We start from the raw sequence: 14899 nt of genomic DNA on the forward strand, positions 1-14899 counted from the left end.
TCGGACGAGCCGCAGCAGCCGAAAGGGCTGCCGCGGCGTGGCGAGATCTACAGGCTAGCGCGCAGGCCGACGTAGATCGAGGCATCCGCTTGGTTGAAGCCGGCTGCCGTCTGGTACTCCTTGTCGAGCACGTTTTCGGCCCTGAGTCTCAGCTCGACCGACGAGCCCAGCCGGACGCCGGCCTGCAGGTTGAGTAGCGCGTAGCCAGGCGCGGTGACCGGGGCTGCCGTGTCCGCGGAGATGTCCGGGCGTTCGCCGCTGCCCAGCAGATCGAAGCCCGCGTCCCAGCGGCCGAAATCGCGATGCACACGCAGCGCCACGGACCGCTTGCTGCGGCGGAGCAGGGGGCGCTGCTGGGTGCGGTCGACCGGATCCTGGATCAGCCCGGTGAGCGTGGCCGACCAGGCGTCGGCGCGCAGGTGGTAGCCAAGCTCGATACCTTCGTTGCGATAGCGGTCCACATTGACGGCCGTGCAATTGAAGTTCTCGTCGCAGGACAGGTTGATCAGGTCGTTGACATCGCTGCGGAACAGGCGCAGGTCGACGCGGTGGATCTGGCCGAAGCCCTGCTGCCACCCCAGCTCGAAGTTGCGGGCGCGCTCCGGGTCGAGCTCGGGATTGCCGCCGAAGCCGAAGCGATCGGTGGCATCCGGTGCGCGAAAGCCGGTGCCGGCGGAGGCGACGAGGCGCGCCGAGTCGGTGACATCGAAGCCGTAGTCCACAGAGCCGTCCCAGCGGCTGCCGAAGCCGTCGTACTCGCTCCAGCTCGCACCGGCGACGGCGCGATGACGTCCGAGGTTGAGCTCGTCCTGCAAGCGTACGGTCGTGATGTCGCGACGCTCGTCGATCGCGCTGCCAAAGCTCAGGGCCTCGACGTCTTCGCGCACCACGCCGACGCTGCCGCTGATCCGCTGACTGTTGCCGCGCCAGACCAGTTCCGCGTCGGTGCCCAGACGCACCGTCTCGACGTAGTCGCTGCTCTGCCGTTGCTCGATGTCGTCCTGCATGCGGCTGACGCGCAACTGCACCTGCAGGCGCTCGTCGACCGGCAGGGTTGCGTCGACGGCGGCGACCTGGTTGCGGTAATCCTGCTCCACCACCACGCGACTGAAGTCCGTCGGATCGAAGCCGTAGTACTCGGCCGTGCCGGCGCTGTCCCAGATCCGCGCGCCGAGGTTCACCGAGCCGACGCGCCAGTGCGAGCCGAGGTTAAGACTGGTGCGATCATATCCGGTGTCTTCGGACTGACCGGCGAGCGCCGGAAAGCCATCGGTTCTCAGGTGCTGCGCCTGCAGCGAGATGCCGCCGCGGTCGCTGCCCCAGGCGCCATACACGTTCGCCTCCCGGGTGGCGTCGCTGCCGGCGCGCAGGCTCAGATCCGCCGTTGTGGAACGCGTGGCTCGACGCGTGATGACGTTGACCACGCCCGCGATCGCATCGGATCCGTATAGCGTCGCGCGCGGGCCTTTGACGATCTCGATGCGTTCGATCATCTCCGGTGGGATGTTCTGCACGGCGCCGCCGCCCGCGGTCGCCGGGTTCATGCGCACGCCGTCGATCAGGATCAGCGTATGGTTGGACTCGCCACCGCGGACGAACAGCGAGGTGACCGCGCCCGGGCCCCCGTTGCGACCGAGCTCGATGCCCGCGAAGAAGCGCAAAAGCTCGGCGAGATCCGTGGCTTGTGCACGCACGATGTCCTCGCGCGTAAGGATCAACAGGGGTGCCAGCGTATCGCCCAGCGCGGTGGGTTGGCCGGTCGCCGTGACGACGATGGGATCGAGAGCGGTCGGCGCCGGCGGCTGCGCGAGCGCGACAACTGGCGCCGTCAGGGCGCCAAGGAAGAACAACGCTTTCATGCCTGTACTCCTGCGGCCTGCGTCCCCGCAGCCGCTTGGTCGGTGACCGGCGAAGATGCGCCGGCGTCATGCAGGCCGGTCTCCGGGCTTACAGGTTGCATCGGCGCCCGGGAGACGAAGACCGGATGCCGGATGCGGAATCGGCAGCCTTCCCGGAAGCGGGGTTCCAGTGGCTGCTGAGCCGATTCGCGACCTGATGACCGTTGCGGGGGCAGCGTCCGATTCGCACGGACTTCCCGTTTCACCCGCGGCACCGTGATGCCGCGGACACCTGCGCCGTCGATTCTAGCCGAGCCGCTAAGATGCGCGCTCGTCGAACCGGAGTAGGCGATGACGGACGAGTTACTCGGGGCTGCGCTTTCGGCGGCACGTGCCGCCAGCGACATCATCCGCAAGGCGTTTCGCGGCAATTTCGACGTGCGCTACAAGGCCGACGCCAGTCCGGTCACCGAGGTCGACGTCGCCGCCGAGCGCGCGATCAAGGCCGTGCTGCAGGCGCGTTTTCCCGACTTCGGTTTCTACGGCGAGGAGACCGGCGCCCAGAAGATGGACGCCGAGGCGCTGTGGCTGGTCGATCCGATCGACGGCACCAAGGCCTTCGTGCGCGGCTATCCGGTGTTTTCGGTGCAGATCGCGCTGATGCTCGGCGGTGAGCTGGTACTGGGCGTGTCCTGTGCGCCGTGCTGGAACGAAGGTCTGGGCGAGCTCGCATGGGCGGCGCGCGGCCGCGGGGCCTGGCGTGGGTTGCTCGACACCCCACTCGCGCAGTTCGAGCGCCTGCAGGTGTCGAGGGTCGACACGCTGGCCCAGGCGACGCTCTCGACCGGCAATCTGGCGACGCTCGCGCGTGCGCCTCAGTGGGCCGAGCTGGGACGCCTGATCCCGCAGTTGCACCGCATTCGCGGCTATGGCGACTTTTTGCACTACCACTATCTCGCTGCCGGCAAGATCGACGCGGTGATCGAGTCTGACGTCAACATCCTGGACATCGCCGCACTCGCCGTGATCGTGCGCGAGGCGGGGGGGCAGTTCACCGATCTCGGCGGCCGGCCGCTTGATCTGCAGACGCGCAGCGTGCTCGCCAGCAACGGCGTGCTGCACCCGGCGTTCGCCGGGCTTGCGCCGTCGGTGGGCTGAGCCGCGATGCGGCGCAAGTCAGCGTCTATCGCAGACTGATCACGTCCCAGCCGCGCTCCTGCGCGGCCGCGCGCAGTCGCGGGTCGGGATCGACGGCGACCGCGCGATCGGCCATTTCGAGCAGCGGCAAATCGTTGTGCGAGTCGCTGTAGGCGGTGATGCGCCCGCGGGGTTTGCGCTGTTCATCGAGCCAAGCCCGTAGCCGGGCCACTTTACCAGTCTGGAAGTTCGGCGTGCCCTGTAGTCGGCCGGTGTAGCGCCCGTCGACGATTTCGGGTTCGGTGGCGAGCAGATGCGGTACGCCGAGCAGCGCCGCGATCGGCTCGACCACGAAGCGGTTGGTCGCGGTGGTGATCAGGAGCGTATCGCCGGCGCGGCGGTGCCGCTCCAACAGCGCGGGAGCCCCCGGCGCGACCATCGGCACCACGCGCTCGTCGATGAAGCGCTTGCGCAGCTCCTGCATGACGTGCAGTTCGTGCTCGACCAGGGGCTGCAGCACGAACGCCCCATACGCATGAATGTCGAGCGTGCCGGCCTCGTACTCGCGATAGAAGCGCTCGTTGCTGCGGGCGTAATGATCGGCGTCGACCACACCGTTCTCGACCAGGAACACGCCCCACAGATAGTCGCTGTCGCCGGCGAGCAGGGTGTTGTCGAGGTCGAAGACGGCGAGGTTCATCGCGACGCGCGGCGAGGCGGCAGGCACGGAGTCTTCGAGCATAGCAGCATTGCCGATCTGCGCCGCACTGTGGAAAAATCCCACAAGACACCTTAGCGATAATCGTAAGTGATTGATTCAGACGGTTTTCGTCCGAACGTCGGTATCGTGCTCTGCAGCGCGGGCGGCCGTCTTTTGTGGGCCAAACGGATCAATCAGGATGCCTGGCAGTTTCCGCAGGGTGGCATTCAGCGCGGCGAGTCGCCGCGTGAGGCCTTGTTTCGCGAACTGCACGAGGAGTTGGGCCTGCTGCCCGAGCATGTGCAAATCCTCGGCGTGACCAAGGGATGGCTGCGTTACCGCCTGCCCGGTCGCTATCTGCGGCGCGGCCGCGGGCGCCTGTGCATTGGCCAGAAGCAGAAGTGGTTTGCGCTGCGCCTGGTCGGCGACGAAAGCGCAGTGCGCTTCGATACAACCTGCAAGCCCGAGTTCGATGGCTGGCGCTGGGTCGATTACTGGCAGCCGCTCGACGAGGTCGTCGAATTCAAGCGCGAGGTGTATCGCCGCGCGCTCAACGAGCTCGCGCCCCTGATCGGGGTGCAGCCGCGCGAGCCCCTCCGCCGCAACGCCATTGCCGCCTGAGCGGCCGTGGACGTCCGCAAGCAGGCGCTTGCTGGATTCGCGTTGACAATCGTTCTCATTCGATTTTACGATTGCGGCGCCATGTACCTCTGCGTCTGCAAGGCCGTTTCCGAACGCACCGCCCGCCGCGCGATTCGCGAGCAGGGGGTGGTGTCGCTGCGCGAGCTGACGCGCACGCACGGCATCGGCACCTGTTGCGGCAAGTGCGTCCCTGCCGCGCGCGCGTTGCTCGAGGAGGAGTTGGCGGCGTCGACCCCGCTGGCCGCGCCGCCGCTACCGCTCTCCGCGGGTGCCGTCGCCGTCTAATTCATGACCGGCGACGCTGCGCCGGTGATGCTGCGACTGAGAATCCGACGCGCTTGTTCTCCCGTCGAGATTCCGTCATCGAAATTTTTCGCTGCCTATACTCGCTCCGACACAAATCCCGGAGCGAAACCATGCGCGGCGACGCCAAAGTCATCGAGTATCTCAACCAGGCGCTCAAGAACGAGCTGACCTCGATCAACCAGTACTTCCTGCATGCACGCATGCTGAGCAACTGGGGCATGAAGCGTCTCGGCAAGCACGAGTACGAGGAATCCATCGACGAGATGAAGCATGCCGACAAGCTCATCGCGCGCATCCTGTTTCTCGAAGGGCTGCCGAACCTGCAGGATCTGGGCAAGCTCTACATCGGCGAGGATGTAAAGGAAATCCTCGAGTGCGACCTCAAGCGCGAGAAAGAAGCGCATCCGTTGTATAAGGATGCGATCGCCTACTGCGAGAGCGTGCGCGATTACGTCACGCGCGAGCTGCTGGTCGAGATCCAGCAAAGCGAGGAGGCACACATCGACTGGATCGAGGAGCAGCTTGGTCTGATCGAGCGCATGGGCCTGCAGAACTTCGTGCAGTTCGCCTGCGGCGAGATGACCGAGAGCTGATCGTAACTGGTGACACGCGAAACGCCCCGGACAGCGGGGCGTTTTTCAGAACGGCTTGACGATCACCAGGATGACGATCGCAAGCAGTGCCAGCGCAGGCACTTCGTTGGCGATCCGATAAAACCGAGCACTGTGCGCATTGCGCCGCTCGGCGAAAGCGCGCACGCGCGTCTTCAGCCAGCCGTGATAGGCGGACAGGCCGATGACCAGCGCCAGCTTGGTGTGCAGCCAGCCCATTTGCAGATGGCCCGGTACGAGCCACAGCAGCCACAGACCGAAGACCCAGGTGCCGACCATCCCCAGCGTGGTGATGCGGTAGAGGCGGCGCTCCATCACGCAGAAGCGCTCATGGCCCGGCTCGTCTGTAGTGTCGGCGTGATAGACGAACAGACGCGGCAGGTAGAACAGCCCCGCGAACCAGGCGACGACGAAGAACACGTGGAAGGCTTTGATCCATAGCATGGCGGCACCTCGGGCGCGCAGTGTAGGACATACCGCTGCCGCTAGAATGCAAGGCTCGCCGCCGGCACGGGGTCTGCGGCAATCGTGGCGAAGCTGAACAATGATCAAGGTGGGTATCGTCGGCGGCACCGGCTACACTGGCGCCGAGCTTTTGCGCCTCTTGGCGCAGCACCCGCAGGCACAAGTGAGCGTGCTGACCTCGCGCAAGGAGGCTGGCGAGCGCGCGGATGCGCTGTTCCCGCACTTGCGCGGACAGACCGATCTTCACTTCGAGGCGCCCGATACGGCGCGGCTCCAGCAGTGCGATGCCGTGTTCTTCGCCACGCCGCACGGCACGGCGATGACGATGGCACGGGAGCTCTTGGACAGCGGTGTGCGCATCATCGACCTGTCCGCGGACTTTCGCCTGCGCGACCCGGCGGCGTTCAGGCAGTGGTATGGCCTCGAACATGCATGTCCGGACGTGCTCGAAGAAGCGGTCTACGGCCTGCCGGAAGTGAATCGCGAGCGCATCCGCTCGGCGCGCGTCGTCGCCAATCCCGGCTGCTATCCGACGGCGGTGCAGCTCGGCTTTCTGCCGCTGATCGAGGCCGGTCTGGTGGCCGAAGGCGCGGCCTTGGTCGCCGATTGCAAGTCCGGCGTCAGCGGTGCCGGACGCGAAGCCAAGCTCGGCTCGCTGTACTGCGAGGCCGGTGATTCGTTCAAGGCCTATGGCGTGTCGGGGCATCGGCACTGGCCGGAGATCGCGCAAGGGCTCGCCCAGATCGCCGGGCGCAAGCTCGACGTCTGCTTCGTACCACACCTGGTGCCGATGATCCGTGGCATCCACGCGACTCTGTACGTGCCGATGGACCGCGTGCCCGACGATCTGCAGGCGGTGTTCGAGCGCCGCTACGCCGGAGAGCCTTTCGTCGACGTGATGCCGGCCGGCGCGCACCCGGAAACCAGGAGCGTGCGCGCGAGCAACGTATGCCGGATCGCCGTGCATCGCTCGGTAGATGGTCGCCACGCGATCGTCCTTAGCGTGATCGACAATCTGGTCAAGGGTGCTTCCGGACAGGCGGTACAGAACCTCAATCTGATGTTCGGTCTGGACGAGCGCTGCGCGCTCGACGTGCCGCCGCTGGCACCCTGAGTCGTCGATGCAGCCGCGTATCGTCGTCGCGCGCCAACGCCCGTGGTGGCTGAAACCGGTGCTGATCGGCGGGGGGAGCTTCGCCTTGGCGCTCGGTGCCTGGGGCTTGTATCTCTACACGCGCGCAGCGACGGTGACGGATTTCGAGCGCGCTCAGCTCGAAGTCGAGCAGCTGCGCGAGGAGCGGCGTAGCCTGACACGCGATCTGCGCATGGCGCGCGACGAGATTCGCCGGCTGCAGGAGCAGGTGGCCTACGTGGAGCGTTCGCGTCAGATCGATGCCGAGGCCTGTGAGGCGGTGCGCGCGTCGCTGGTCGATCTGCAGGCGGAGGCCTCCGATCTACGCGAACAACTGGCGTTCTATCGTGGGATCGTCGCGCCCGAGCAGTCGCGGGCCGGCGTGCGGGTGTACGAGTTCAAGCTCAGACCGGGTGTTCAGCCGCGGCGCTACATCTACGAGCTGGTGCTGATCCAGTCCGTGCGCCACGACAGACGTGTCGCCGGTCGTATCGAGCTCGAACTGATCGCAAAGCAAAGCGACGCCGAGATGCGCCTGCCATGGCAGACGCTCACAGTGGGTGACGCCGGGGCGAATCTGGTATTTTCCCTGAAGTACTTCGAGGAGTTTTCCGGCGAGATCGAGATCCCAGCGCGTGTTGTGCCGGAGCGCGTGCGCGTGACGTTGATGCCCGAAGGCAGTGACGCGCCGCGCGTCGACGAGTCATTCGACTGGGCGCGCCTGGTCGGACAAGGAGATGGCTAGCGATGTTTGGCAGTAGCAGCAGCAACAACAGTAGCAGCAAGGCTGCGTCCAATAGCAGCGTCGGCGTCGACACGCTGATCGGCCGGCAGACCGAGATTCTGGGCGATGTCCGCTTCACCGGCGGCTTGCACGTCGATGGCAAGATCAAGGGCAAGGTGATCGCGTCCGCCGACAAGGCGGCGGCGCTGTCGGTGAGCGAGCATGGCACGATCGAGGGCGATGTACGTGTGCCGAACGTCGTGCTCAACGGCGTCGTGACCGGTGACGTTCACGCCTCGCAAAAGATCGCGCTGTCGTCCAAGGCGCGCATCACCGGCAACGTGTTCTACCGCCTCATCGAGATGGAGAGCGGCGCCAAGGTCAATGGCCAGCTCGTGCACGATGACGGCACCGGCGCGTCGGCGAACTTCAGCGCCACGGCGGCAGCGCCGGCCGAATCCGACGGTGCACGCGGCGCCGCCGACGAACTCAGCGAGGCGCGCCGGGTCAAAGGCATCGTCAACGGCTGATGATCGATCACCGGGTGTGCGAGATGGATGATCCTGTCATCTTCACCGAAGCCGCTGCGCAAAAGGTCTACGCCTTGCTGCAGGAAGAGGACAATCCGCAGCAGATGCTGCGGGTTTTCGTCAGCGGCGGTGGCTGTTCGGGATTCCAGTACGGGTTCCGCTTCGAGACGCAGGCCGAGGAGGACGACACCCGTGTGCATCGTGCCGGGGTGACGCTGCTGGTCGATCCGATGAGCCTGCAGTACTTACAGGGTGCGGAGATCGACTACAAGGAAACCGTGGAGGGCGCGCAGTTCGTGATCCGCAATCCGAACGCCAGCACCACCTGCGGTTGTGGTAACTCCTTCACCGTCTGAGTCGTAGACCGCCCGCGTCAGGGCAGATACAGACCCCCGAGCACGGCCTCGCGTGCCGCGCCGGTGACGGAAGGTACATTGCCGGGCAACCGCGCGACCCGACGCCAGGCCAGCCAGGCGAACGCTGCCGCCTCCACCAAGTCGCCGTCGATGCCCAGCTCGTCCGTGAGCTCGAGTCGAGTCTGTGGCAGCCGGGACTGCAGGGTTTCCCTCAGTAGGGCATTACGCCGCCCGCCGCCGCAGAGCAACAGCCGGCCGATCGTCGGTGCATGACGGCTCAGCGCGGCTGCGACACCGGCCGCGGTCAGCTCGCAGAGCGTGCGCTGCACGTCCGCGGCGGGCAACTCGTCGAGCCGAGGGTAGCGATCGCGCAGCCAGCTCAGGTTGAAATAGTCGCGCCCGGTGCTCTTGGGCGGTGGTTTCGCGAAGTAGGCATCAGCCAGACAGGCCTGCAGCAGCCCCGGGTGGATCGTGCCGCTGCGCGCCCATTCGCCGTCCCGGTCGAAAGGCAGCCCGCGATGCTGGGCGACCCACAGGTCCATCAGAGCATTCGCCGGGCCGGTGTCGAAGCCACAAACCTGCCCGTCGACCGTCAGCAGCGTAACGTTGGCGATGCCGCCGAGATTGAGGATCGCGCACGGCGCGTGCGCTACGAAGCAAGCGCGATGGAAGGCGGAAACCAGCGGCGCACCCTGGCCGCCGAGAGCCAGATCGCCGCGGCGGAAATCCGCGACGACGGCGATGCCGCAACGGGCGGCGATCAGCGCCGGGTCGCCGAGTTGCAGGCTGTTGCGGCTCGCGAGCGGGTCATGGAACAGCGTCTGGCCGTGTGATCCGATCACGGCGACCGCATCCTGATCGATCCGGGCTCGGTTCATCAGCGTGAGCGCGGCATGCGCGAAATGCTCGGCGATGGCGTGATCCAGATCCGCCAGTTCGCGCAGACTCAGCGGCCGCTCGGGCTCGGTCTGTAGCGCCAGCAGCCGCGCGCGTAAGGGCGCCACGTACTCGACGCGCGCGTGGCTCGCGATGGTAATGCTGCCGCTCGCCGCATCGATGTCGCACAGCACGGCATCGATGCCGTCCATGCTGGTGCCCGACATCAGGCCGATGCACCTGGGCATCGGTGCGCTCAGAGTCCGTGAAGAAATGCACGCCCTGTGCATTTCTTCTGTCGCAAGTCCGGCACACGCCCGGACTTGCTCGCACGCATCAAGCCCTTGCGGGCCAGATGCGCGTCCGGCCATCCCTGGCCGCCCCGAGAGCCTGAAACATTCACGGGTGCTCAGGGCGTGGCGGTGGTCGCGGTCGCCTGAACTCGCGCGAGGTGCTGCTCGGCCATCGCGTCAAGCCGAGCCAGAATCGGCGCGGATTCGAGTTTCCACTGCGCGAGTACGGAGCGCGGCAGCGGATTGGCGCGCGGCAGTGGTACCGTGACCGGATCCTTGTGCACGCCGTTGACGCGGAACTCATAGTGCAGATGCGGGGCGGTGGCGAGGCCGGAAGCGCCGACGTAACCGATGACCTGTCCCTGACGCACCGTCAAACCGGCGCGCAGACCGCTGCGGAAGCGCGACATGTGTGCGTAGAGTGTCGTGTACTGTGAACCGTGTTTGAGGATCACCACGCGGCCGTAACCGCCCTTGACGCCGATGAACTCGACTTTCCCGTCGGCCGTCGCGCGTATCGGGGTGCCGGCACTGGCCGCGTAGTCCACGCCCTTGTGCGCGCGGATGGTGTTGAGGATGGGATGGCGGCGCCGCAGGTTGAAGTGCGAGCTGATGCGGGCGAAATCGACGGGCGTACGCAAGAAGGCCTTGCGGATCGAGTCGCCCTCGGGGGTGTAGTAGGCCGTGTTGCCGGATTGATCGATGTAGCGGACGGCGCGGAAGCTGCGTCCGCGGTTGACGAACTCGGCGGCGATGATGTCGCCGTCGCGCAGCTTTTCGTCGTCGCGATACAACTCCTCGTAGATCACGGCGAAACGATCGCCGACGCGCAGGTCCAGCGCGAAATCGATGTCGTAGCCGAATATCTCGGCGAGCTGCATCAGCAGCCGGTTGGACAGGCCGGCGCGCTGGCCGTCGAGGAACAAGGAGTTCTCGATGATGCCCATCGCCTGCGCCTGACGGCGTTCGTACTCGATCGCCGTGGTCACGGCTTCGAGCTGGTTCTCGGTATCGCGGCGCACGTGCAACGTGGCTTTACCGTCGAGCTCGAAGCGCAGCTCTGCGAGGCGGCTTTCCGGCGTTTTGCGGAGTTGCAGCTTGTCGCCGGCGCGCAGGTTCTTGAGGCGAGCCGATTCCGGGCTGAGCTTGGTGACGGCGATCGCCTCTGAGAAGCCCAGGCCATGGGCCTCGAAGATCTGCGACAGCGTTTGTCCGCGCTGCACCTCCACCGTCACCCAGTCGCTGGGCTCCGGCGGCGGCAGCGTGTCGGCCAGTGCGGCCTGGATCGATTCGGTGAATGCCGCGTCCGTGCTGCTCAGCGTCGCCGCGATATCGCTCGGCAAGGCGCCATCGACGATGGCGCTCTGGCGTTTGGCGACGCCTTCGCGCGTGGCGACGGCAGCGAGCAGCACGGCACACAGTGAGGCGATCAATACGGACCGCTTGACCGAACGGCGGGGTGCCGGCTCGGCTGGGCTATAATCGAATCTCATCTCTGACCCAAAAAAAACGAACAAGTGCCGTGGCTTGACGCCGTGGCCCGCACCCTGAGCGTCCTATCGTCGTTATGGTTGTTGACCCACTTGTGCGGCGTAAGGAAACACAGTTTCGTGCGCCTTGGCAAGCACTTCCCTGCAGTCGCTCCCGCACGGCGTAAAGTTCTGGTGGTTTTTCCGGTGCGTCCGTGCCGTCACAGCAGCCTTGGAACATGAGCAGCGAATTCGCCGAACTCGAGCGTGGTACCGAAGAGATCCTCCCCAAAGACGAGTTTCGTGCGCGTCTGCGCGAAGCGGCGGCACGAGGGCGTCGCCTGCGGATCAAAGCCGGCTTCGACCCGACGGCGAGAGATCTGCATCTGGGGCACACCCTGCTGCTGAACCGGCTCCGCGCCTTCCAAGAGGCCGGGCACGAGGCCGTCTTTCTGATCGGCGACTTCACCGGCATGATCGGCGATCCCACCGGGAAGAACGAGACGCGCAAGCCGCTGAGCCGCGAGCAGGTCGCGGAGAATGCCAAGACCTATACCGAACAGGTCTTCAAAATCCTCGATCCGGCGCGCACGACGATCGAGTTCAATAGCCGCTGGCTCGATGCGCTGGGCGCGGAAGGGATCATTCGGATCGCTGCGCAGCACACCGTCGCACGCATGCTCGAGCGTGACGACTTCGCCAAGCGCTACGCCGGCGGACAGCCGATCGCGATCCACGAGTTCCTCTACCCGCTGCTCCAAGGCTACGACTCGGTGGCTCTGCGGGCCGATGTCGAGCTCGGTGGCACCGACCAGAAGTTCAACCTGCTGGTCGGACGTCACCTGCAGCAGGCCTTTGGGCAAAGACCGCAATGCATCATGACCGTGCCGATCCTCGAGGGTCTGGACGGCGTGCAGAAGATGTCGAAATCGCTCGGCAACTACATCGGCGTCAACGACCCGCCAGCGGAGATGTTCGGCAAGATCATGTCGATCTCCGACAGCTTGATGTGGCGGTACTACGACTTACTGTCGTTCGAGCCACTCTCCACCGTTCGTGAGCTGCGCGCGAGCGTCGAGGCGGGCGCCAACCCGCGCGACGTCAAGATGCGTCTGGGCGTCGAAATCGTGAGCCGCTTCCACGGCGCGGCGTCCGCCGAGGCTGCGCGTGCAGCGTTCATCCAGCAGTTCTCCAAGGGCGGGCTGCCGCAGGACATTCCGGAGGTGAGTGTCGCGGTGCCGGCACAAGGCATCTCCATTGCGCGCTTGCTGCGCGAAGCCGGGCTGGTCGGCAGCAATGCCGAAGGCGCACGCATGGTGGAGCAGCGCGCGGTGCGGCTCGATCAGCAAAGGGTGGAAGACCGCGGGCTGATGCTGTCGGCGGGTGGTACCCACCTGCTGCAAGTGGGGACCAGGCGCTACGCCCGCGTCAGGCTGGTCGCATCGTGATCGAAAATTGACCGCAAAACGGGCAGAAAATGCCCACATTTTGCGCACGACGATCTCGTCAGAACGTCATTGAGAAACAAAAAATCGAGCAAAAACAATATCTTAATAACATATTGGCAAAGCCGCGTTGACGCCCCTCAAAAAAACCCTATCATTCGCCTCCCCGCTGACGGCGGCGGCGCAAAAGACGCCCAGTCAGCCAGCTCCTTAAAAGAACAAGCAAGTGATTTGTGTGGGTGCTCCCGTGAGCGTGGCGAAGCCACGCAACATCGAGAGTATCAACGTAAGCCAAGTCGATTGAGCTTCGAAGATATCTCTTCAGTGCCGTAGGCGTTTAGCCGCGCCGAAAGCAATAGGTTCAAGCTTTACACCTTAAAGTGGAGAGTTTGATCCTGGCTCAGATTGAACGCTGGCGGCATGCCTAACACATGCAAGTCGAACGAGGTGTAGCAATACACCTAGTGGCGGACGGGTGAGGAATACGTAGGAATCTGCCTCAGAGTGGGGGATAGCCCGGGGAAACTCGGATTAATACCGCATGATCTCGCAAGAGCAAAGCAGGGGACCGCAAGGCCTTGCGCTCTGAGAGGAGCCTACGTCTGATTAGCTAGTTGGTGGGGTAATGGCCTACCAAGGCGACGATCAGTAGCTGGTCTGAGAGGACGATCAGCCACACCGGAACTGAGACACGGTCCGGACTCCTACGGGAGGCAGCAGTGGGGAATATTGGACAATGGGCGCAAGCCTGATCCAGCAATGCCGCGTGTGTGAAGAAGGCCTTCGGGTTGTAAAGCACTTTAGCCAGGGAAGAAAACGCTCGGCCTAATACGTCGAGTCTTGACGGTACCTGGAGAATAAGCACCGGCTAACTCTGTGCCAGCAGCCGCGGTAATACAGAGGGTGCTAGCGTTAATCGGATTTACTGGGCGTAAAGCGTGTGTAGGCGGCTGTTCAAGTCGGTTGTGAAAGCCCTGGGCTCAACCTGGGAATTGCTTCCGAGACTGAACGGCTAGAGTACGGTAGAGGGCGGTGGAATTTCCGGTGTAGCGGTGAAATGCGTAGATATCGGAAGGAACACCAATGGCGAAGGCAGCCGCCTGGGCCTGTACTGACGCTGAGACACGAAAGCGTGGGGATCAAACAGGATTAGATACCCTGGTAGTCCACGCCGTAAACGATGAGAACTTGACGTCGGCATGCTCTGCGTGTCGGTGTCGCAGCTAACGCGATAAGTTCTCCGCCTGGGGAGTACGGCCGCAAGGTTGAAACTCAAAGGAATTGACGGGGGCCCGCACAAGCGGTGGAGTATGTGGTTTAATTCGATGCAACGCGAAGAACCTTACCTGGCCTTGACATGCTAGGAATCCTGCAGAGATGTGGGAGTGCCCGCAAGGGAACCTAGACACAGGTGCTGCATGGCTGTCGTCAGCTCGTGTCGTGAGATGTTGGGTTAAGTCCCGCAACGAGCGCAACCCTTGCCCTTAGTTGCCACCATTTAGTTGAGCACTCTAAGGGGACCGCCGGTGACAAACCGGAGGAAGGTGGGGATGACGTCAAGTCATCATGGCCCTTATGGCCAGGGCTACACACGTACTACAATGGCCGGTACAGAGGGTCGCCAACCCGCGAGGGGGAGCTAATCCCAGAAAGCCGGTCGTAGTCCGGATCGGAGTCTGCAACTCGACTCCGTGAAGTCGGAATCGCTAGTAATCGCCGATCAGCATTTGCGGCGGTGAATACGTTCCCGGGCCTTGTACACACCGCCCGTCACACCATGGAAGTCTGTTGCACCAGAAGTGGGTAGTCTAACCGCAAGGAGGGCGCCTACCACGGTGTGGCCGATGACTGGGGTGAAGTCGTAACAAGGTAGCCGTAGGGGAACCTGCGGCTGGATCACCTCCTTTCAAGTATGCTTCAAAGCGCCTCGGGAGTGCCCACACAAATCACTTGCGCACAGTCGGAATCGCCGAGCCGGCGATCTCCACCCGGAACAGGTACTGCCTGGGGTCTGTAGCTCAGCTGGTCAGAGCACACGCTTGATAAGCGTGGGGTCGCTGGTTCAAATCCAGCCAGACCCACCATCGCCGACGCAGACTCGCTTCGGGGCGGACTTCGGGGCCATAGCTCAGCTGGGAGAGCACCTGCTTTGCAAGCAGGGGGTCGTCGGTTCGATCCCGACTGGCTCCACCACGTTGATTCAAGAAAGCCTGTTTGGCAGGCTTTCTTGAGTCCACCTCATGTGGTCCAGTTCTTTAACAATACGGTTTGTAGTTGAACACTGTAAGACATTACTGGTTGACGCGAGTCAATCAGACTCAATGCCTAAGGTGCTTGACGGCGTAAATGTTGTTGAGGTTGCGGTCCATGTAACT

Annotated in this window: 14 protein-coding genes, 2 tRNA genes, 1 rRNA gene and 1 riboswitch; of the genes, 12 read left to right on the forward strand and 5 right to left on the reverse strand. The window is 64.2% G+C overall.

The window, feature by feature from the left end; translation table 11 throughout:
- Positions 1-47: 47 nt before the first annotated feature.
- Positions 48-1859, reverse strand: a complete 1812-nt coding sequence (locus ABSH63_RS02640; RefSeq protein WP_352887203.1) for a TonB-dependent receptor domain-containing protein — start codon at positions 1857-1859, stop codon at positions 48-50.
- Positions 1860-1914: 55 nt separating this feature from the next.
- Positions 1915-2148: riboswitch (cobalamin riboswitch) on the reverse strand.
- Between the two features lie 41 nt (positions 2149-2189).
- Between ABSH63_RS02640 and ABSH63_RS02645 the strand changes: the two genes are divergently transcribed.
- Positions 2190-2996 (forward strand): inositol monophosphatase family protein, encoded by an 807-nt coding sequence (locus tag ABSH63_RS02645; protein WP_352887204.1) that lies wholly within the window; start codon positions 2190-2192, stop codon positions 2994-2996.
- Between the two features lie 25 nt (positions 2997-3021).
- Here the strand turns inward: ABSH63_RS02645 and ABSH63_RS02650 are convergent, their stop codons facing one another.
- Positions 3022-3675, reverse strand: coding sequence for a histidinol-phosphatase (locus tag ABSH63_RS02650; RefSeq protein ID WP_352887376.1), 654 nt, complete (start codon positions 3673-3675; stop codon positions 3022-3024).
- A gap of 108 nt (positions 3676-3783) precedes the next feature.
- Between ABSH63_RS02650 and ABSH63_RS02655 the strand changes: the two genes are divergently transcribed.
- The 3 genes from ABSH63_RS02655 to bfr all read left to right on the forward strand — a co-directional run bounded on the left by ABSH63_RS02655 (position 3784) and on the right by bfr (position 5216).
- Positions 3784-4296, forward strand: coding sequence for an RNA pyrophosphohydrolase (locus tag ABSH63_RS02655; RefSeq protein WP_352887205.1), 513 nt, complete (start codon positions 3784-3786; stop codon positions 4294-4296).
- A 6-nt stretch (positions 4297-4302) separates the two neighbouring features.
- Positions 4303-4602, forward strand: coding sequence for a (2Fe-2S)-binding protein (locus tag ABSH63_RS02660; RefSeq protein WP_352887206.1), 300 nt, complete (start codon positions 4303-4305; stop codon positions 4600-4602).
- A 131-nt stretch (positions 4603-4733) separates the two neighbouring features.
- Positions 4734-5216 carry a bacterioferritin gene (gene bfr, locus ABSH63_RS02665; protein WP_352887208.1) on the forward strand — a complete coding sequence of 161 codons (483 nt, stop codon included), beginning with the start codon at positions 4734-4736 and terminating at the stop codon, positions 5214-5216.
- Positions 5217-5261: 45 nt separating this feature from the next.
- Here the strand turns inward: bfr and hemJ are convergent, their stop codons facing one another.
- Entirely contained in the window at positions 5262-5678 is a 417-nt protein-coding gene (gene hemJ, locus ABSH63_RS02670) for a protoporphyrinogen oxidase HemJ (protein ID WP_352887209.1), read from the reverse strand.
- Between the two features lie 100 nt (positions 5679-5778).
- Here hemJ and argC point away from each other — a divergent pair, with 100 nt between their 5' ends.
- The 4 genes from argC to erpA are packed head-to-tail and all read left to right on the forward strand — an operon-like array spanning position 5779 to position 8441.
- A complete protein-coding gene (gene argC / locus ABSH63_RS02675) occupies positions 5779-6813 on the forward strand; it encodes an N-acetyl-gamma-glutamyl-phosphate reductase (protein WP_352887210.1) in 1035 nt (344 codons plus the stop codon).
- Positions 6814-6820: 7 nt separating this feature from the next.
- Positions 6821-7576: a DUF6776 family protein gene (locus ABSH63_RS02680; protein ID WP_352887212.1), complete on the forward strand. Its 756-nt coding sequence runs from the start codon at positions 6821-6823 to the stop codon at positions 7574-7576.
- Positions 7577-7578: 2 nt separating this feature from the next.
- Positions 7579-8085, forward strand: a complete 507-nt coding sequence (locus ABSH63_RS02685) for a bactofilin family protein (protein ID WP_352887213.1) — start codon at positions 7579-7581, stop codon at positions 8083-8085.
- A 23-nt stretch (positions 8086-8108) separates the two neighbouring features.
- Complete coding sequence (gene erpA / locus ABSH63_RS02690; RefSeq protein WP_352887214.1) at positions 8109-8441, forward strand: iron-sulfur cluster insertion protein ErpA; 333 nt, start codon at positions 8109-8111, stop codon at positions 8439-8441.
- A 17-nt stretch (positions 8442-8458) separates the two neighbouring features.
- Here erpA and ABSH63_RS02695 read toward each other — a convergent pair whose 3' ends face one another.
- Both ABSH63_RS02695 and ABSH63_RS02700 read right to left on the reverse strand, forming a co-directional pair.
- Positions 8459-9565: an anhydro-N-acetylmuramic acid kinase gene (locus ABSH63_RS02695; RefSeq protein ID WP_352887216.1), complete on the reverse strand. Its 1107-nt coding sequence runs from the start codon at positions 9563-9565 to the stop codon at positions 8459-8461.
- Positions 9566-9726: 161 nt separating this feature from the next.
- Complete coding sequence (locus ABSH63_RS02700; RefSeq protein WP_352887217.1) at positions 9727-11022, reverse strand: OapA family protein; 1296 nt, start codon at positions 11020-11022, stop codon at positions 9727-9729.
- A gap of 296 nt (positions 11023-11318) precedes the next feature.
- Between ABSH63_RS02700 and tyrS the strand changes: the two genes are divergently transcribed.
- The 4 genes from tyrS (at position 11319) to ABSH63_RS02720 (ending at position 14717) form a co-directional block, all read left to right on the forward strand.
- Positions 11319-12527 (forward strand): tyrosine--tRNA ligase, encoded by a 1209-nt coding sequence (gene tyrS / locus ABSH63_RS02705; protein ID WP_352887219.1) that lies wholly within the window; start codon positions 11319-11321, stop codon positions 12525-12527.
- A 374-nt stretch (positions 12528-12901) separates the two neighbouring features.
- Positions 12902-14431: ribosomal RNA gene (locus ABSH63_RS02710) — 16S ribosomal RNA — on the forward strand.
- A 100-nt stretch (positions 14432-14531) separates the two neighbouring features.
- Positions 14532-14608: transfer RNA gene (locus tag ABSH63_RS02715), tRNA-Ile, on the forward strand.
- A 33-nt stretch (positions 14609-14641) separates the two neighbouring features.
- Positions 14642-14717, forward strand: a tRNA-Ala gene (locus tag ABSH63_RS02720).
- The last annotated feature ends 182 nt before the right edge of the window (positions 14718-14899 follow it).

Origin of the sequence: Sinimarinibacterium thermocellulolyticum, assembly GCF_040327995.1 — a bacterium.
Taxonomy (GTDB): domain Bacteria; phylum Pseudomonadota; class Gammaproteobacteria; order Nevskiales; family Nevskiaceae; genus Solimonas; species Solimonas thermocellulolyticum.